Origin of the sequence: Bacillus sp. G402, from assembly GCF_051172515.1 — a bacterium.
Taxonomy (GTDB): Bacteria; Bacillota; Bacilli; order Bacillales; family Bacillaceae; genus Bacillus; species Bacillus altitudinis.
On record NZ_JBPIZC010000001.1, the window covers coordinates 32534 to 51081 of the forward strand.

Sequence of the window (18548 nt, forward strand, 5' to 3'; positions counted from 1 at the left end):
GGAGGACGTTGAAATGGGACGTAGCTATGAAAAGTCAAAGCAAGCATTTAAAGAAGCGCAGCAGTTAATGCCGGGTGGTGTGAACAGCCCTGTACGCGCATTTAAATCAGTCAATACAGACCCGATTTTTATGGAACGAGGCAAAGGCGCAAAAATATACGATATTGACGGAAATGAATATATTGATTACGTCTTATCATGGGGACCGCTTATTTTAGGGCATACAAATGACCGTGTGGTTGAAAGTATTCAGCGAGTAGCTGAACATGGTACAAGCTTCGGTGCTTCTACTTTAGTTGAAAATGAATTAGCTAAGCTTGTATCAGAACGAGTTCCTTCTATTGAGGTCATTCGTATGGTCAGCTCTGGAACAGAGGCGACGATGAGTGCGCTTCGTCTAGCACGTGGTTTTACAGGCAGAAACAAAATTGTGAAATTTGAAGGCTGTTATCATGGCCACGGTGATTCTTTGCTTATTAAAGCTGGTTCGGGTGTGGCAACGCTTGGACTTCCGGATAGCCCTGGTGTCCCTGAAGGTACAGCAAGCAATACGATCACCGTTCCATACAATGATTTAGAAAGCATCAAAGTCGCTTTTGAAGAATTTGGAGACGACATTGCAGGTGTCATTGTAGAACCAGTTGCAGGAAATATGGGTGTTGTCCCTCCGCAGGAAGGTTTCTTGCAAGGATTGAGAGACATCACTGAGCAATATGGCTCTTTACTCATTTTTGATGAGGTCATGACAGGCTTCCGTGTGGATTATCATTGTGCACAAGGCTATTTTGGCATTACGCCTGATCTGACATGTCTTGGTAAAGTCATCGGAGGCGGTCTGCCAGTTGGTGCCTATGGCGGTAGAGCGGACATTATGAGACAAATTGCGCCAAGCGGCCCGATTTATCAAGCAGGAACGTTATCCGGTAACCCGCTTGCGATGACAGCAGGTCTTGAAACATTAAAACAGCTGACACCTGAGTCTTATGAAGAGTTTAGACGCAAAGGAGATCGTTTGGAAGAAGGCATTTCAAAAGCGGCGATAGCACATGGGATTCCATTAACATTTAACCGTGCAGGTTCCATGATTGGATTCTTCTTTACAAACGAACAAGTCGTCAATTACGATACAGCGAAAACAGCTGACCTCGCTTTATTCGCTGAATTCTACAAGGAAATGGCTGATCACGGCATCTTCCTTCCACCTTCACAATTCGAAGGGCTGTTCCTATCAACTGCTCATACGGATGAAGACATCGAGTATACGATTGAGACAGTTGAAAAGGTATTTCAAAAATTAGCTCAGTAACCAAAAGCCGATATGGAGACATATCGGCTTAGATCGTTGACAAAGGGTTAAAATGAACTTTATTTTAGCCCTTTGTCTTTTTTTCAGCGTGAAAGAAAACCTTTGCAGTCTAGGAAGGACGAGTACTGGAGCGGAGCGAATTTGACATTCGTGAGCACCAGCGCGCAGGACTGACACCGAATGCGAGGGTTTGTCTACACGCTGAGCCGATATGGAGACATATCGGCTTTTTGCTTTGCATAAAACCAATCATATTTTCACCGCCTCTTTCATACACCTGTATTGACATCTAATTTTATTTTGAAGGATTAGATGAAAGGAGGACACCGACTTGTCTCAAAACAATCGATTACAGTTTTCGGTAGAAGAGTCCATTTATTTCAAAAACGGACAGGAAGTCAGTGAGTTGCTGTCAATTTCTCTCGATCCTGACATTCTCGTTCAAGAAGTGAATGATTATGTTTCCATTAGAGGTTCACTCGAGCTAACAGGAGAATACAACATAAATCAAGAGGAGCTAATGGGTGAATCCAGTTCCTATGCATCATACAGGCAGGCTGATGAGGTGAAGGTAAGAGAGGACGGAACGGCTGAGCTGCTGCATCAATTTCCGGTGGATATCACGATCCCCAAGAACAAAATTAGTCATTTAAATGATGTATTTGTGTTTATTGATGCATTTGATTACCAGCTGACAGAAAGCCGTTTGCTCACGATTCAGGCTGATTTGGCCATTGAAGGTCTGTTAGATGAAGGAACGCCTGAACCGCTTGTAGAAGAGCCATATGAATTTGTCCATCGTGCTGAAGAGGAATATGGCGATGTCACTTATGAATATCAGGCGCAGTCTGAGTATGAAGAGCAAGAAATGCTGCCACGTGAAGAGCATGAAGAAAATGCAGAACAGCAGGCCGTTATGCAACATGAAGCGCGAACTGAACAAGAAGAGGATGAAATAGACATCGAGACGGTGATGGTGGAAGAAGCAGAAGAAGAGGAGGAATATGAGGAAGAAGAAGCCGTGGCGCTTGGGTATCGTTCCTTCCCAGAAGCTCAAGTACAAGAGCCGCCATTCTTTGACCCGCCTAAGCTGTTAGAAGAAGAGGAGCGGGATGATACGTTCTTTGAGGTGGAAGTGAGGAAAGACCCTGAAGTAGAGAGCAAGGAAGAAGAAGAGCCGCCAGCTTATCCAGCCTTTGAATCACCTGCTTATCAGATGGAACAGACGCAGGAAGAGCGGGATGACAGCTATCAGTTCGAACGATTATATGAACGTGAAGCACCAAAGGTGTATGAATCAGCTCAAGAAGCTGAGGAGTTTGAACATGACCAGAGAGAAGCGTCTGGCAGTGAGAATTCTCTTTATTTAACGAAGCTGTTCGCTAAGCAGGAGGAGGAAGATTTTTCTCGCATGAAAATATGTATAGTTCAGCAAGAAGATACGGTCGATCGTATTTGTGAGCGATATCAGTTGAATGTGCAGCAGCTCCTTCGAACGAATTCATTGTCGGTGGATGCAGAGCTTGAAGAAGGGCAGATTCTTTATATTCCTGAATATCAAAAAAGCAATGCATAGTATGAGATGATGGACCGAGAAAATGTGGTGAGAGAACGTGGATGAAATCCAATCTGTCCTATACGAATATGGGCTTGAGGCTGAATATATCGAACCTGTCAGTCCAGCAGTCGTTAGAGTGTATACAAAGCAGGGCGTATTTGCACTAAAGCGAGTAAAACCCCATCGACACATGCAGTTTACAGAGCAAATGCTTGAACTAGAATCAAAAGGCTATCGCTCCTTTGTGCCGATTTATCGCACGAAGAGCGGTTCCTTTTTCTCTAATCATCGAGAAAGCCAGTACACGTATTATCTCATGCCATGGCTGACGAATGAAAAGAGAGAAGAGCAGGACGATAAACATGAATATTTATTTCAAGAGATTGCAAGACTTCATAAACGAACAGAAGTTATGATGGACATTACTGAGCAGGAAATAGAGGCTCACTACACTCAAATGAAAAGCAAATGGGAAACAGAGAAAGACATGTATGAACGATTTATCGAGCGGGCAGAACAAACATGGTATATGTCGCCATTTGAGCTGGCTGCTGCTATGTATTTTTCAGAAGCGATGTCTGCAAGTGAATTTGCACTTGAACGTTTAGAGGATTGGCATGAGGAAATGAAAGACCAAGAGACGACACGTATTGTGTTAAACCATGGGCAACTGTCAATCCATCACTTTTTGTACAATGATGTAGGTACAGGACATTTCACCAATTTTGAGCGGTCTAAAAAGGCTGCCCCCATTTATGACCTTTTGACCTTTTACTATCGCACATTCAAAACCTACCCTACTCCTTGTCCTGAATGCACATCTTTGTTTTATACGTATCAAAAGGGAAATAAACTTCGTGAGGAAGAGATTCATTTGTTCTTGAGCTACCTCGCTTATCCGCAGGGTTTGTTTGATACGGTGAAAGCCTATGAAGCAGGCGGACAGGATGAGATGGAAAGTTGTCAGGAGCTGTTAAGGGCGTATTGGCAAATGAAAAATTCTGAGCCGACCGTCATGAAAATACACGAAATTGAGCAGGCTAGACGCCTTGAAGAAGAACAAAATGCCTCGTCATCAGAAGAGTGACGAGGTTGTTTGCTGTTGCGCTATGAAATGTCTAACGAGGGATGACCTATACATAAGAGTGAGCCTGCAACATTCAGCTCTCTTAAAACCAATCAAGATGAAAGGCACAGGCGAGAAATATGAGAATTCCTAAGATGAGGACGTCAAATGTTGTGGGAAAAATGATCGTACGAAAGCCTTGAAATATGGCAATCGGGAGAACGACTTGGGAGGCAACTGCCCGAATTTGTCTAAGCCATGGGGGGAGTGTGTAAGGATTGATCTTTTTCAAAATAAAACGCCCTCCTTCTTTATTTTGTTATTATCATATGGGCAAAGAGGCAAAGGGTGCCTGCCCAATTTGTATAAAGAAGAAGAAAAGCGGAAAAGATGATTGACGAAAACAAAAGGCATTTAGTAATATTAATAAAAGATGAGTATAAGCTGATGAACGTGATATATCGTAAGCGTGGATCAGGAAGAGTACGAGCAAGACCCTAAAGAGAGGGAAACCAATAGCTGAAAGGTTTTCTAGGATGCACTTGTTTGGAAGGTCGCCTGTGAGCTTAATTTCTTGAAACATGTAGTAGAGAAATTCGGGAGATCCCCGTTATCCTTTAGAGAGTACGGGACACGTCTAAGTGTTTCGTGAAAAAAGGTGGTACCGCGAAAAAGCTTTTTCGTCCTTTTATAAGGATGAGAAGGCTTTTTTTATGTTTCATCAGCCGAAAAAATGTGGAGGTAACACAAATGGAAACAAATAATCAAGAAATGCCAACAAAGTACGATCCAAATGCGATTGAAAAAGACCGCTATACGTACTGGCTTGAAGGGAAATTCTTCGAAGCACAAAATGACAAAACGAAAGATCCATATACAGTCGTCATTCCTCCACCAAACGTGACAGGAAAATTACACTTAGGGCATGCTTGGGATTCAACCCTTCAAGACATCGTGACTCGTATGAAACGGATGCAGGGCTATGATGTTTTATGGCTGCCAGGAATGGACCATGCGGGTATTGCAACACAAGCAAAGGTAGAGGCAAAGCTTCGCGAAGAAGGTGTGAGCCGCTATGATCTCGGACGTGAAAAATTTGTAGAAGAAACGTGGAAGTGGAAAGAAGAGTATGCCGATTTTATTCGCAGCCAGTGGGCGAAAATGGGTCTAGGTCTAGACTATTCGCGTGAGCGTTTCACATTAGATGAAGGCTTGAATAAAGCAGTCCGCCAAGTGTTTGTTCAATTGTATGAAAAAGGATTGATCTATCGCGGAGAATACATCATTAACTGGGACCCAGCAACAAAAACGGCCCTTTCTGATATTGAAGTCATCTACAAGGATGTGCAAGGTGCGTTTTATCACTTGAGATATCCGCTTGCAGATGGATCAGGTTCGATTGAAATTGCGACAACAAGACCTGAAACGATGCTTGGAGATACGGCAGTCGCTGTACATCCTGAAGATGAACGCTATCAGCATTTGATTGGGAAAACAGTTGTTTTACCAATTACAGGCCGAGAGATTCCAATCGTCGGGGATGACTATGTCGATATGGAATTTGGATCAGGAGCTGTAAAAATTACGCCGGCTCATGACCCGAATGACTTCGAGCTTGGAAACCGTCATAACCTAGAGCGCATTCTTGTGATGAATGAAGATGGCACAATGAATGGAAACGCACTTCAATACAAAGGAATGGACCGCTTCGAATGTCGTAAACAGCTTGTGAAAGATCTTCAAGAAGAAGGCATTTTGTTCAAAATTGAGGACCACATGCATTCAGTTGGTCACAGTGAGCGCAGTGGCGCTGTAGTGGAGCCATATTTATCAACACAATGGTTTGTGAAAATGCAGCCGCTCGCAGATGAAGCCATCAATCTGCAAAAAGGTGATGAGCAAGTTCAATTTGTTCCAGACCGATTTGAAAAGACGTATTTACACTGGATGGAAAATATCCGTGACTGGTGTATTTCTCGTCAGCTATGGTGGGGACACCGCATTCCGGCTTGGTATCATAAAGAAACGAAGGAAGTATACGTGGGACTTGATGCGCCAGAAGATATTGAAAACTGGGAGCAAGATAACGATGTACTTGATACATGGTTTAGTTCAGCGCTTTGGCCTTTCTCTACAATGGGCTGGCCAGATGCAGAAAGTGAAGACTTCAAGCGCTACTACCCAACCAATTTGCTTGTAACAGGCTATGACATCATCTTCTTCTGGGTATCTCGTATGATCTTCCAAGGTCTTGAATTCACAGGAGAAAAACCATTTAAAGACGTCCTCATTCATGGTCTTATTCGCGATGAACAAGGGCGTAAAATGAGTAAGTCACTTGGCAACGGAATTGATCCAATGGAGGTCATCGACAAGTACGGAGCGGATTCATTGAGATATTTCTTAGCGACTGGAAGCTCTCCAGGTCAAGATTTGCGTTTTAGCTTTGAAAAGGTTGAATCCACTTGGAACTTTGCGAACAAAATTTGGAACGCATCCCGTTTTGCTTTAATGAATATGGATGGTTTAACGTACGATGAGCTTGATTTGACAGGAGAAAAATCAGTTGCTGATCAATGGATTTTAACACGACTAAATGAAACGATTGAAAGTGTCACACAGCTTGCTGATAAGTATGAATTTGGTGAAGTGGGCAGACATTTATACAACTTCATTTGGGATGATTTCTGTGATTGGTACATTGAAATGGCGAAACTTCCGCTTTATGGAGAAGATGAAGCGGCGAAGAAAACGACTCGTTCGATCCTTGCGTATGTATTAGATCAAACGATGAGACTTCTACATCCGTTTATGCCGTTCTTAACAGAAGAAATCTGGCAGCATCTACCTCATGAAGGTGAGTCCATTACTGTAGCGGCATGGCCTGAAGTGAAGCCGGAACTTTCTAACGAACAAGCTTCTGCTGACATGAAGCTGCTTGTTGAACTGATTCGTTCTGTTCGTAACATTCGCAGTGAAGTGAACACACCAATGAGCAAACAAGTCGAGCTATATATCAAAGCATCCACATCTGATGTACAGGAACGTTTAGAGAAGAACCGTTCATATATTGAACGCTTTACGAATCCAAGTGTGCTTGAAATTGGCACGGATGTTCCTGCTAGTGATAAAGCGATGACGGCTGTTATTTCTGGAGCAGAACTCATTCTGCCGCTTGAAGGTTTAATCAATTTAGACGAAGAAATTGCCCGTCTGCAAAAAGAGCTTGATAAACTGACAAAAGAAGTGGAACGAGTTCAGAAAAAGCTTGGCAATGAAGGCTTTATGAAAAAAGCGCCTGAAAGCGTCGTAGAAGAAGAGCGTGCGAAAGAACGTGATTATGTCGCAAAACGCGAAGCTGTTCAAAAGCGTATTGAAGAGCTGAAAGCATAATGTTGAAAAGACGGCTCCTAACGGAATGGAGTCGTCTTTTTTGAAAATTTCGTATGAAATGAGAGATGACATTGTTTACAACCTATCATGAAGCCATTGAATGGATTCATAGCAGACTCGCTTTCGGTGTCAAACCGGGACTTGAACGAATGAAATGGCTGATGGACAGACTAGACCATCCTGAACAAAAAATAAAAGCAGTGCATGTGGCTGGAACAAATGGAAAAGGATCAACGATTGCATTTACTCGATCCATTTTACAGTCAGCGGGCTATTCAGTTGGAACCTTCACCTCTCCATTTATTTTAACGTTCAATGAACGAATTAGTGTTAATGGGGAGCCGATTTTGGACGAAGAGTGGCTGAGTTTGGTGAACGACATCAAGCCTTTAGTTGATGAATTAGATGATACAGAGCTTGGTGCAGCAACAGAGTTTGAGATCATTACAGCCTGTGCGTTTGCTTATTTTGCCCATGTGCACCAAGTAGACTTTGTCCTCTTGGAAACAGGGCTTGGCGGAAGACTTGATTCTACAAATGTGGCTGCGCCCATCTTAACAGCAATTACGTCGATTGGTCACGATCATATGGCCATTTTAGGCGACACACTTAATCAGATTGCAGCAGAAAAAGCTGGCATTATTAAAGCTGGGATTCCGATGATCACGGCCGTTCATCAAGCGGAAGCTCTTACTGTGATTCAACACAAAGCAGAAGAAAAGAATGCGCCGTTTATCTCGTTACATGATACTTGTACCTTTAAGGACCAGCAGCCGACTGAAACAGGTGAACGCTTCACATTCACTACCCCAAAAAGGGAGTACTCGCAGCTAGAGACAGGGTTAATCGGAACGCATCAAAGGCAGAACGCCTCCCTTGCCGTTCTACTGATCGAATGGCTGGAGCAAGAAGGATATATCCATGTGCTAGATGAGCAAGTGTATGAAGGAATTCGGCAAGCGGTGTGGGCTGGAAGATTTGAAAAGATCCAAGATCAGCCTCTTGTTTATTTAGATGGTGCTCATAACGAAGAAGGAATGGACCGTTTAATCGAAACTGTACAAGCTCATTTTTCCAGTAAACAGGTTCATGTTTGTTTTAGTGCGTTAAAAGATAAACCTTACAAACAAATGATCGAAAAGCTTGAAAGGATTAGTTCATCGATTCATTTTGTTTCCTTTGACTTTCCAAGAGCTGAATCAGCGGAAAAGCTTTATGCTTGCAGTCATTTAGAAGCAAAATCGTTTGATGAAGACCCTCGTGCAGTGCTTGAGTTCATTCAGAAAAAAAGCGCTGATCCTGCAGCAATGATTCTGGTGACAGGTTCGCTTTATTTTATCTCAGATGTACGAAGTCGTATTTTATAGTAAGGAAAAGACGCAAATTGCTTCTATGCAGTGTGCGTCTTTTTTCTTTTGATATGTAGGAGAGGGGGAAATTCACTTTTTCGCAAGGTGATCAAAGGTGAATCGCTATGGTACAATCCGGTCTATTCTATTTCCGGAAGGAGTCACCTAATTTGATCGATTTTTTTATGTTTTTCACAGGCATGGTCATGGGGTCATTTCTTCACCTAGTTGGTGAGAGGCTTCCAATGAAGCGGTCTATTCTTTTTCCTCGTTCACACTGCGGAGCTTGTAAAGAGCCGCTTTCTTTTCACGACATGCTCCCGCTTGTTTCTTATGTTGTATTGAAAGGGTCATGTAAGCATTGTGGAACCCGGCTCTCTTTGCTTTATCCACTGGTTGAGCTGTTGACAGGCGGCCTTTTTTTACTCGTTTATAGACATGCTGGTTTCTCTTTTGAGGGCCTTTTTCTTGTGAGTCTATGTAGTTTATTCGTGATTGCTGTCGTGAGCGATCTTTTTTATATGAGAGTACCAAACGAGCTCTTTCTCTTCTTTTTTCCTCTTTTCGTCATATACCGCACGCAAGAACCGCTTTTTATTTGGTGGGAAGGAGCGGCATCCCTTCTTATTTGTCTTCTTTTGTTTTATAGTTTAGAACATTTCAAGCCAAATAGTATGGGGGGAGCGGATGTCAAACTATTTGGTGTGCTTGCATTTTGCTTCGGATTTAAGCCATTTCTGATCATTCTTTTTCTTTCGTCTGTCACGGGAATGGTTTACGCAAAGGTGTTTTCTTACAAGGCAAATGAACCCTTTCCTTTTGTTCCTGCCATCGCTTGTTCTTTCTGGCTTTATCTTTTTTGTGGTGATTTGTTAAACCCAATTCGCGATTTTTTTGGATGAGAAAATTGGCGAACACTTTTTGAACCTGCCGACAAAAGTCTTGTTCTTTTTTTTATTGGCTATGTTAAAGTGTGAAACAGAAAGAAGGACGGGTTACATTCGCGCTATTTCATTGGACAGAAAGGTCTTTCTTACAAACAATGTCAGAAAGCGGGGAATGACAGTGAAAAAAAGGCAGGCAAAAAAACAAGGGTTAAAGGTCAATATTAATGGCAAGGAAGAAATGCTGCATGGAGAAGAGCATCAACCTCAAAAACAGCAAGAGGATCAAGTGACGTTTTCGAACTGGGAGGAAAAGAGGCAGTCGGAACAGGAGACAGCCGCTTCCGAGGAGGAACCGTCCAAACCGAAAGAAGAAGATTTTCAATGGGACGATGCAGCTGATCACATTTACCATTCGGATCCAAAGGTCGTCACACCTTATCAAAAGAAAAAAGGTTCTTTTGACCAGAAGTTCAGTAAAAACCGCGGTCCCTTCAAACGAGTGATGACTACGATTGTGTTTGCAGTCGTTCTAGGGACAGGCCTCGGTGTATTTGCATTAAGTTTAAGTAAAGATGGGTCTGCCAATCCATCAGGAGGCGATCATATCAGCGTCTCAGCATCTGGAAGCGGACCTTCGGCGAAAGCTGGGGGAGATGCGCCACCGGCTGATCTTGCAGATACGTCAAAGGACAATGAAGGTGAAAAAAGTGCATCAGGTCATTTTTCAACCTTTGTGGTGCAGGCTGGAAAGTTTTCTTCTGAAAAAGGAGCAGATGACTTAGTTGACAGTTTAAAAGAGGCTGGATATGCAGGTAAAAAGGTATCAATGGATGATGGATATTATGTGATTGCCGGACTTGCCACAGAACAGGGCATGACAAGTGCCGTTGGGAAAAAATTGATCGATCAGCATTTTGAAGCATGGGGAGGAAAAGAGCTCTCGTTTCAAGTGCCAGATGAACTGACAGGTTTAATAGAGAAGGCATCTGTCTTATCCTCTAAGGTGATTGCAGGAGAAGATGTGGATCAAAAAGAAGTCACTCAGTTGATTTCTGAGCTTGAAAATGCCAAAACAACCGACGCACCAGCTAAAAGCAGTTTGCTGAAAGCTGTACAGCTTTTAAATGACCCATCTGCTGAAAATGGCTGGAAATCTCAGCAAGCGCTATTAGATCAACTAAATACGTAAAATCATGTTTTTAACAGCCAAACTAGTCAAAAAATGACTAGTTTTTTTCTTTTGCTTCCAACATAATGATGTAGGAACATGAAAATGGCATTTTCGTCAATTGTCGGTAAGATGTTCATTTGATAGGATGAATGGGTATCTTACTTCTTAGGCTAAACCCTGAAAGGATGAACAAACATGAACCAGTTAATACTCGCATCTCAATCACCTAGAAGAAAAGAATTGCTTGATTTAGCAGGGTTTTCTTATGACATTCAAGCAAGTGATTTAAAAGAAGAAATAAATCGAAACCTTTCTCCTGCTGAGAACGTCCAATGGTTGGCAGAACAAAAAGCAAATGATATTCAAAAAATACATCCCAAAGCTGTGATCATTGGTGCAGATACAATTGTTGCAATTGATGGCAACTGTCTTGGAAAGCCAAAAGACAAGGAAGATGCAGCCTCAATGCTTCAATTATTGTCAGGTAAGACACATCAAGTCTTGACTGGTGTCACGATTCAATCAGAGAATAGAAAAGAAACATTTTATGAACAGACAGACGTGACATTTTGGCCACTTACACAAGATGAAATAGACCGCTATATTGAAACAGGTGAGCCTCTTGATAAAGCTGGAAGCTACGGCATTCAAGGAAAAGGTGCCCTGTTTGTACAAAAAATAGACGGTGATTATTTTTCCGTTGTAGGACTCCCTATTGCTAAAACAGTCAGAGTGCTTGAAACATTTGGTATCACCCCTTTTTGATGACGGGAAGGAATCAAAAAAGGAGTGTAGATCTTGAATCATTTCCCTATGCTGCTGAAGCATTTTCCTCATGATGAAAAGCCGCGCGAACGATTTGTCAAATATGGTCCAAGCAGCTTATCAAACCATGAACTTGTCGCGATTCTTTTGAGAACAGGCACAAAAAAGGAATCAGTTCTTCAAGTGTCCGCAAGACTTTTACAAACATTTGGTGGTCTTCGTTCTGTGAAGGAAGCTTCGATTGAAGAACTGTCAAAGATTCGAGGAGTTGGAAAAGCGAAGGCGATCTCTCTTTTAGCTGCTTTAGAACTCGGCACTAGATTACACCATCAAACGACGGACAATCGTTATGTGATCCGCACGCCGGAAGATGGTGCGAATTTTGTGATGGAAGATATGAGATTTTTGACGCAGGAGAATTTCGTTTGTCTTTATCTCAATACCAAAAATCAAGTTCTTCATAAACATACTGTGTTTATCGGAAGTCTAAATTCGTCGATTGTTCACCCGCGCGAAATTTTTAAAGAGGCCTTTAAACGTTCGGCCGCTTCATTTATATGTGTGCACAACCATCCATCTGGAGATCCGACGCCCAGCAGGGAAGATATTGAAGTCACACAGCGACTTTTTGAATGTGGGAAGCTGATTGGAATACAGCTGCTTGATCATCTAGTGATCGGTGATCAAAAATTTGTGAGTTTGAAGGAAAAAGGGTATTTGTAACACTTTTTTTTTCAATGTTTTACGATATAATAGAGTTTATGAGTTTTTCCCTAAAGGGAATTTTGGTTTAAGAAAGGAAGATACATACATATGTTTGGAATTGGTACAAAAGACCTTGGAATAGATCTTGGAACAGCGAATACGCTTGTTTTTATTAAAGGAAAAGGCATTGTTGTGAGAGAACCTTCGGTCGTAGCTTTGGAAACTGATACGAAGTCTATAGTGGCGGTTGGAAATGACGCTAGAAACATGATCGGTCGTACACCTGGTAATGTTGTGGCACTGCGCCCAATGAAAGACGGAGTCATTGCAGACTACGAGACGACAGCAACAATGATGAAATATTACATTAATCAAGCATTAAAAGGTAAAGGGCTTTTTGCTCGTAAACCGTACGTGATGGTGTGTGTACCATCTGGTATTACAGCAGTAGAAGAGCGTGCAGTCATTGATGCAACAAGACAAGCTGGTGCTCGTGACGCATACCCTATTGAAGAGCCATTTGCTGCGGCAATTGGTGCTAACCTTCCTGTATGGGAGCCAACTGGAAGCATGGTTGTAGATATTGGCGGCGGTACAACAGAAGTAGCCATTATCTCACTTGGCGGTATTGTGACATCTCAATCGATCCGTGTTGCAGGAGACGAAATGGATGATGCGATCAGCAGCTACATTCGTAAAACGTATAATCTTATGATTGGTGATCGCACGTCAGAAGCGATTAAAATGGAAATCGGTTCTGCGCAGCCTGACGTACATGATGAGATGGACATTCGCGGCCGTGACCTTTTAACAGGTCTGCCAAAAACGATCTCTATTACGGCAGAAGAAATTGCAAAAGCGCTTCGCGATACGGTGGAAACAATTGTCGATGCGGTCAAAATGACACTTGAAAAAACGCCACCTGAGCTGGCAGCAGATATTATGGACCGTGGAATTGTATTAACAGGCGGCGGTGCATTGCTACGTAATCTTGACAAAGTCATTAGTGATGAAACAAAAATGCCGGTCATTATTGCTGAAGATCCGCTTGACTGTGTGGCGATCGGAACAGGGAAAGCACTAGAACATATTCACTTGTTCAAAGGAAAATCTAAAGATAATCGATAATTGGGCGTAAATAAAGAGGTGTAAGACATGCCGCAGTTTTTTATGAATAAAAGATTAATGTTGCTCCTTGTCTGTGTCATCGTACTGGTGGCCATGATTGGTTTTTCAGTGAAAAGCGGCAGAGGTGCTTCATGGCCGGAAAAATTAGTGGGGGATACGACAGGCTTTTTTCAAGGTGTCTTTCATAAACCATCACAATTTATTGCCGGTATTTATGGGAACGTACAAGATTTAAAAAACACATATGATGAAAACGAGCGTCTTCGAAAAAAACTTGATGGACAAACCCAATATGAGGCGAAACTTCAAGAACTAGAAGATGAGAACAAAAAGCTTCGCAAGCAGCTCGGGTATGTGAACTCTATTCGTGACTACACGCCCATTCTTTCAACAGTCATTGCGAGAAACCCGTCCCTTTGGGATAGTTTTGTCATGATTGATAAAGGAAAAAAACAAGGCGTTGAAAAAGATATGGCGGTCACCAATGAGAGCGGTGCGTTAATTGGGAAAATTGAAAGTGATAAGCTCAACAATTTTACGTCGACTGTAAGGTTGCTAAGCTCTACAGATCAAAATAATAGAATTTCAACGAAAATTTTTGCGAAAAAGGGCAAAGAAGAACTCAATGGAATTATTAACGGTTATGACAGCAAGAAAAAAATGCTGACAATGAACATTTTAAAATCCGATGCTGATGGGGATGTCAAAAAAGGAGATCTTGTTGAAACATCTGGAGCGGGGGGCGTATTCCCGCAGGGCTTGACGATTGGGAAGGTAAGTGAAATTGAGCCGGACCATTACGGACTGACAAAAATTATTTATGTAGAACCAGCTGCTGAACTCAATAATTTAGACCGTGTGATTGTTGTGAATCGCAGCACAAGTACGGCAGATGCATCTCAATTAACGAAGGAGGAAGGCTCGTGAAACGTGTCCTTCTTGCTTTCGTCATGTTGTTTATTTTCGTATTTGACAGTATTTTTGTCGATTTAGTGAAGCTCCCATTTGTTTCAGACAATCAAATTTTAGCACCTCATTTCATCTTACTCGCACTTGTATTTATGACAGCTTTTGTGAATCAAAAATATGGTGTGATTTATGGATTTGTCTTTGGACTTTTATATGATATTTCGTATACAGGTATTCTTGGTGTTCATATGTTTGGCTTTGGTGCGCTCTGCTATTTGTTAGCAAAAGCCTTCAAAGTCCTCCAAACGAATATGTTAGTCGTTGTCTTTCTGTCGGTGATTGCTGTTGCAGTGATGGAGTTTTATGTGTACGGTGTTCAAGCGACGATTCAACCAAATATTATGCCTTTTAATACGTATGTCATCGAACGCTTTATTCCAACGATTCTTTTAAATACTGCTGCGTCTCTCATACTTGTTGTGCCGCTTAGGCTCTTTTTCATCAATGTGAAACAAGGACTGATCGACGAATAAAAGCAGGAGTTTGTCCAATTACGGCGAAATGAGTATGTTGTTGAGGTGAGCATCTTGAAAACTCAAAAACAGCAGTATGTGACAATAAAAGGTACAAAAAACGGATTAACATTACAGTTAAATGATGACTGTTCGTTTGAAGACCTTCTTTCTGGCTTGCGAGAGGTTCTATTACTTGAGCAATATACAGACGGAAGAGAAGGACATAAAGTCAATGTGCATATTAAACTTGGTTTTCGATATTTAACAGAGGATCAAGAGGCGCGTTTAACTGAAGCGGTGTCTGAAAATGAACATCTTGTCATTCACTCTATTGAAAGTGACGTCATGTCAACTGAAGAGGCGAGACGTTTAAAAGCAGAGGCTGAGATTACTTCTGTAGCAAAAATTGTACGCTCTGGACAGGTGCTTTATGTCGAAGGGGATCTCTTATTAATAGGAGATGTCAACCCTGGCGGAACCATTCGTGCAGGGGGGAATATTTTTGTGCTCGGTGCGTTAAAAGGTGTAGCGCATGCTGGATGTAATGGAAACAAGCAAGCTGTGATTGCAGCATCTCATATGATTCCAACCCAGCTTCGCATCGCACAGGTGTTTAACCGTGCACCGGATCAAAAAGAAGATGGAAATGAAATGGAATGTGCTTATTTAGATATAGATGGCAATATGATCATTGAACGCCTGCAGCAATTGGCTCATATAAGACCTAATCTGACAAGGCTTGAGGGAGGAATGTGAAATTGGGCGAGGCTATTGTGATTACCTCAGGAAAAGGCGGCGTTGGCAAAACAACAACATCTGCAAACTTAGGCACAGCACTAGCAATTCAAGGAAAAAAAGTGTGTCTAGTTGATACCGACATCGGCCTTCGGAATTTAGATGTCGTGATGGGGCTTGAGAACCGCATTATTTATGATCTAGTCGATGTAGTAGAAGGAAGATGCAAGATTCACCAAGCGCTTGTGAAGGATAAGCGGTTCGAGGATCTTTTGTATCTTTTACCTGCTGCTCAAACAAGCGATAAAACGGCGGTAGAGCCGGAGCAGATCAAAGAATTAATTCAATCATTGAAACAAGACTTTGATTATGTTGTCATTGATTGCCCTGCTGGAATTGAGCAAGGCTTTAAAAATGCTGTATCAGGTGCTGACAAAGCGATTGTGGTCACGACACCTGAAATCTCAGCTGTGAGAGATGCAGACCGAATTATCGGCTTGCTGGAACAAGAGGATATTGAACCGCCTCGTTTGATTGTGAACCGCATTCGTACACACATGGCGAAAAATGGCGATTCGATGGATGTGGATGAAGTTGTCCATCATTTATCAATTGATCTTCTCGGCATTGTAGCCGATGATGATGATGTCATTAAGGCTTCAAACAATGGTGAACCGATTGTCATGGATGCTAAAAATAAAGTTTCCATTGCGTATCGCAATATTGCTCGCCGCGTACTAGGTGAATCTGTTCCTCTTCAATCCTTTGAAGAAGAAAACAAAGGGATGTTTGCAAAGCTGAAAGCATTTTTCGGTGTAAGAGCATAATGATTTACTTGAGATGAGACCGATTCGATGAGAATCGGTCTTTTTGTTGCATATCATATGATGTCGCCACATAAAATGTACAAACTGTTTGTATGTAAAGGGTGATCTTATGAAAAGAGTGGACGAGTATCGAAAGAAAATAGCGCAGCGCCGTAAAATGAAGCAGCCAGCTGCTGCCCCTAAGAAGGCAGCTTTCAAGAAGAAAGATGATATTCCACCATGGGTCATGTTGACAGAAGAAGAAAAGCATTCTGGCTCGGCTTCCTACGAGTCAAATTCTCATCAGCCGAAAAAATTTCGCCATCCGTTATTTCATTCAAATACATTTGTGCTTAAATGTTTACTTTCTGCCTCTCTTGTACTGATTGCCGCTATTTCATTTAAAGGGCAGGCGGGGCCTTTTCAGCAGCTGAAGCCGATGATCAGTCAAACGTTTGAACAAGATTTCCAATTTGCCGCCGCCAACCGGTGGTTTGAGAAAACTGTCGGAAACCCACTTTCCTTTTTAACCGATAGAAAAGAAGGGCAAAAGGACGTACAAGCCAATCAAGAGCTGGCTGTCCCTGCCTCTGGAAAAGTGCAGGAATCCTTTACGCAAAATGGTGCCGGAGTGAAAGTTGAAACATCTGCTGAAGCCATCGATAGTATGAAAGAAGGCTATGTCGTAGAAGTGAAAAAGAAAAGTGATACAGGGCTCACCGTCGTGGTGCAGCATGCAGATAACAGCTACAGCTGGTACGGCCAACTAAAAGAAGCTGATGTGGCTTTATACGATTTTGTCGATAAAGGGGAAAAAATTGGTCAAATTGCGCTTGATGAACAAGGCAAGGGGACATATTACTTTGCCATTAAGCAAAATGAACAGTTTATTGATCCCATTCAGGTGATGACCTTTGAATAGATGGCTGCTCATGCTGACAAAGGTCCATGTTCACCCGCTCCTTTGGATAGTCATGGCATTTGCCATGCTATCAGGTCAAATTAAGCCGCTGCTTTGTCTGCTCATTATCGTCTGTGTCCATGAGCTTGGACATGCAGCGGCTGCTTGTTATTATCACTGGCGGATTCGGCGGATTTTTTTACTGCCATTTGGCGGGGCGGTAGAAGTAGAAGAGCACGGGAACCGTCCGCTAAAAGAAGAGCTGGCGGTCATTTTATGCGGACCGCTTCAGCATGTCCCGCTCCAGCTCGTCGCCTGGCTTCTCATGGAAGCCTCACTTATCTCATATGACGTCTTTACGATGTTTACTTTTTATAATGTAGCGATTTTTCTAGTGAACCTTTTGCCCATTTGGCCACTTGATGGCGGGAAATTATTCTTTTTGCTCTTATCTGTTTTTTACCCTTTTCAACAGGCACATGCCCTTGCAATAAAAGGCTCTCTCATTTTTTTCGGTCTTTTGACAGCAGGGTTGCTCTGTTTTGCTCCGCTGCAATTCAACGGCTGGATCCTGCTCACTTTTTTAGCCTACTCGCTTGTGATGGAACACCGGCAGCGGCATTATATCAGGGTACGTTTTTTACTAGAACGTTATTATGGTAAAAAAGAGCAAAAGGTAGAGAAACTCATTCCACTGAGAGCGGGTGCTGAGGAGAAAATATATGAAGTGATGGCGCGATTCCAAAGGGGCTGTAAGCATCCCATTATTATCGAACGGAATGGTGTGAAAATGAGCCAGCTCGATGAAAATGAATTGCTCCATGCTTATTTTTCAGATCGAAGAACCACCTCTTCCATGGAAGATCTTCTTTTACCGTACTAATGGTGAAAATACATTGACATTCAGCGTCTAATTTGATATATTTTTTAATGTTATGGATATGTAGCACCCGTGCTACAACCGCGCGGAGCAGGTGTAAAGTGCCTATTGGCCCCCTGTATTCGGCGAGTCTGAGTTTATTAGGAGGTGCAGAGATGTACGCAATTATCGAAACTGGTGGTAAACAAGTAAAAGTTGAAGAAGGTCAAACTGTTTATGTTGAAAAACTAGCTGCTGAAGCAGGTGAAACAGTTACTTTCGAAAACGTATTGTTTGTCGGCGGAGACACTGTCAAAGTGGGTAACCCTTCAGTTGCTGGAGCAACAGTAACGGCTAAAGTTGAAAAACAAGGTCGCGGTAAGAAAATTACTGTGTTCAAGTACAAACCGAAGAAAAACAACCACAAGAAACAAGGTCATCGTCAACCTTACACTAAAGTTGTTATCGAAAAAATCAACGCTTAAGGCGTGTGAG

17 protein-coding genes, 1 pseudogene and 2 other annotated features are annotated in these 18548 nt (G+C 42.3%); of the genes and pseudogenes, 17 read left to right on the plus strand and 1 reads right to left on the minus strand.

Annotation, left to right across the window (positions count from 1 at the left end; translation table 11 throughout):
• The first annotated feature begins 13 nt into the window (after positions 1-13).
• The 3 genes and pseudogenes from hemL to ysxE all read left to right on the plus strand — a co-directional run bounded on the left by hemL (position 14) and on the right by ysxE (position 3951).
• Positions 14-1306 carry a glutamate-1-semialdehyde 2,1-aminomutase gene (hemL, locus tag ACSBQP_RS00150; RefSeq protein WP_017358142.1) on the plus strand — a complete coding sequence of 431 codons (1293 nt, stop codon included), beginning with the start codon at positions 14-16 and terminating at the stop codon, positions 1304-1306.
• 331 nt (positions 1307-1637) lie between these two features.
• Positions 1638-2117 (plus strand): annotated as a pseudogene (locus tag ACSBQP_RS00155) (LysM peptidoglycan-binding domain-containing protein); the annotation flags it as partial.
• Between the two features lie 802 nt (positions 2118-2919).
• The gene (gene ysxE, locus ACSBQP_RS00160) at positions 2920-3951 is read left to right on the plus strand and encodes a spore coat protein YsxE (protein WP_008342818.1); all 1032 of its coding nucleotides are present in this window, start codon (positions 2920-2922) and stop codon (positions 3949-3951) included.
• An 82-nt stretch (positions 3952-4033) separates the two neighbouring features.
• On the opposite strand, the gene ACSBQP_RS00165 is transcribed toward ysxE, so the two are convergent.
• Positions 4034-4222 (minus strand): hypothetical protein, encoded by a 189-nt coding sequence (locus tag ACSBQP_RS00165; RefSeq protein ID WP_003216497.1) that lies wholly within the window; start codon positions 4220-4222, stop codon positions 4034-4036.
• Positions 4223-4391: 169 nt separating this feature from the next.
• Positions 4392-4621, plus strand: a binding site (T-box leader).
• Between the two features lie 59 nt (positions 4622-4680).
• On the opposite strand from ACSBQP_RS00165, the gene ACSBQP_RS00170 reads away from it, so the two are divergent.
• The 14 genes from ACSBQP_RS00170 (at position 4681) to rplU (ending at position 18538) form a co-directional block, all read left to right on the plus strand.
• Positions 4681-7323, plus strand: coding sequence for a valine--tRNA ligase (locus ACSBQP_RS00170; protein ID WP_008342812.1), 2643 nt, complete (start codon positions 4681-4683; stop codon positions 7321-7323).
• A gap of 65 nt (positions 7324-7388) precedes the next feature.
• Positions 7389-8690: a bifunctional folylpolyglutamate synthase/dihydrofolate synthase gene (locus ACSBQP_RS00175; protein ID WP_050827523.1), complete on the plus strand. Its 1302-nt coding sequence runs from the start codon at positions 7389-7391 to the stop codon at positions 8688-8690.
• A 152-nt stretch (positions 8691-8842) separates the two neighbouring features.
• Positions 8843-9574: a prepilin peptidase gene (locus tag ACSBQP_RS00180; protein ID WP_050827521.1), complete on the plus strand. Its 732-nt coding sequence runs from the start codon at positions 8843-8845 to the stop codon at positions 9572-9574.
• A 157-nt stretch (positions 9575-9731) separates the two neighbouring features.
• Entirely contained in the window at positions 9732-10748 is a 1017-nt protein-coding gene (locus ACSBQP_RS00185; protein ID WP_046527137.1) for an SPOR domain-containing protein, read from the plus strand.
• A gap of 177 nt (positions 10749-10925) precedes the next feature.
• Positions 10926-11495 (plus strand): Maf family protein, encoded by a 570-nt coding sequence (locus ACSBQP_RS00190; protein WP_046527127.1) that lies wholly within the window; start codon positions 10926-10928, stop codon positions 11493-11495.
• Positions 11496-11543: 48 nt separating this feature from the next.
• Entirely contained in the window at positions 11544-12218 is a 675-nt protein-coding gene (radC, locus tag ACSBQP_RS00195; RefSeq protein WP_026050121.1) for a RadC family protein, read from the plus strand.
• Between the two features lie 90 nt (positions 12219-12308).
• Positions 12309-13328 carry a rod shape-determining protein gene (locus ACSBQP_RS00200; RefSeq protein ID WP_007501538.1) on the plus strand — a complete coding sequence of 340 codons (1020 nt, stop codon included), beginning with the start codon at positions 12309-12311 and terminating at the stop codon, positions 13326-13328.
• Positions 13329-13355: 27 nt separating this feature from the next.
• Positions 13356-14255 carry a rod shape-determining protein MreC gene (gene mreC, locus ACSBQP_RS00205; RefSeq protein ID WP_007501536.1) on the plus strand — a complete coding sequence of 300 codons (900 nt, stop codon included), beginning with the start codon at positions 13356-13358 and terminating at the stop codon, positions 14253-14255.
• Positions 14252-14770 carry a rod shape-determining protein MreD gene (gene mreD / locus ACSBQP_RS00210; RefSeq protein ID WP_048002775.1) on the plus strand — a complete coding sequence of 173 codons (519 nt, stop codon included), beginning with the start codon at positions 14252-14254 and terminating at the stop codon, positions 14768-14770. Before mreC ends, mreD begins: the two co-directional genes overlap by 4 nt.
• Before the next feature lie 54 nt (positions 14771-14824).
• Complete coding sequence (minC, locus tag ACSBQP_RS00215) at positions 14825-15508, plus strand: septum site-determining protein MinC (protein ID WP_007501533.1); 684 nt, start codon at positions 14825-14827, stop codon at positions 15506-15508.
• A 2-nt stretch (positions 15509-15510) separates the two neighbouring features.
• The gene (gene minD, locus ACSBQP_RS00220) at positions 15511-16314 is read left to right on the plus strand and encodes a septum site-determining protein MinD (RefSeq protein WP_017358134.1); all 804 of its coding nucleotides are present in this window, start codon (positions 15511-15513) and stop codon (positions 16312-16314) included.
• Positions 16315-16423: 109 nt separating this feature from the next.
• Positions 16424-17215: a peptidoglycan DD-metalloendopeptidase family protein gene (locus tag ACSBQP_RS00225; protein ID WP_435028082.1), complete on the plus strand. Its 792-nt coding sequence runs from the start codon at positions 16424-16426 to the stop codon at positions 17213-17215.
• A complete protein-coding gene (locus ACSBQP_RS00230; protein WP_041506793.1) occupies positions 17208-18077 on the plus strand; it encodes a M50 family metallopeptidase in 870 nt (289 codons plus the stop codon). The genes ACSBQP_RS00225 and ACSBQP_RS00230 overlap by 8 nt, the downstream gene beginning before the upstream one ends.
• Before the next feature lie 66 nt (positions 18078-18143).
• Positions 18144-18217 (plus strand) — a sequence feature (ribosomal protein L21 leader region).
• Positions 18218-18229: 12 nt separating this feature from the next.
• Positions 18230-18538, plus strand: a complete 309-nt coding sequence (gene rplU / locus ACSBQP_RS00235; protein ID WP_003216781.1) for a 50S ribosomal protein L21 — start codon at positions 18230-18232, stop codon at positions 18536-18538.
• Positions 18539-18548: the final 10 nt, after the last annotated feature.

What these genes read in the sequence shown, in the direction of transcription:
- hemL (WP_017358142.1), top strand. Translation starts at nt 14, where the DNA reads ATGGGACGTAGCTATGAAAAGTCAAAGCAAGCATTTAAAGAAGCGCAG.
- ACSBQP_RS00200 (WP_007501538.1), top strand. Translation starts at nt 12,309, where the DNA reads ATGTTTGGAATTGGTACAAAAGACCTTGGAATAGATCTTGGAACAGCG.
- ACSBQP_RS00225 (WP_435028082.1), top strand. Translation starts at nt 16,424, where the DNA reads ATGAAAAGAGTGGACGAGTATCGAAAGAAAATAGCGCAGCGCCGTAAA.
- rplU (WP_003216781.1), top strand. Translation starts at nt 18,230, where the DNA reads ATGTACGCAATTATCGAAACTGGTGGTAAACAAGTAAAAGTTGAAGAA.
- ACSBQP_RS00170 (WP_008342812.1), top strand. Translation starts at nt 4,681, where the DNA reads ATGGAAACAAATAATCAAGAAATGCCAACAAAGTACGATCCAAATGCG.
- ACSBQP_RS00190 (WP_046527127.1), top strand. Translation starts at nt 10,926, where the DNA reads ATGAACCAGTTAATACTCGCATCTCAATCACCTAGAAGAAAAGAATTG.
- ACSBQP_RS00175 (WP_050827523.1), top strand. Translation starts at nt 7,389, where the DNA reads ATGACATTGTTTACAACCTATCATGAAGCCATTGAATGGATTCATAGC.
- ACSBQP_RS00185 (WP_046527137.1), top strand. Translation starts at nt 9,732, where the DNA reads ATGACAGTGAAAAAAAGGCAGGCAAAAAAACAAGGGTTAAAGGTCAAT.
- mreC (WP_007501536.1), top strand. Translation starts at nt 13,356, where the DNA reads ATGCCGCAGTTTTTTATGAATAAAAGATTAATGTTGCTCCTTGTCTGT.
- radC (WP_026050121.1), top strand. Translation starts at nt 11,544, where the DNA reads ATGCTGCTGAAGCATTTTCCTCATGATGAAAAGCCGCGCGAACGATTT.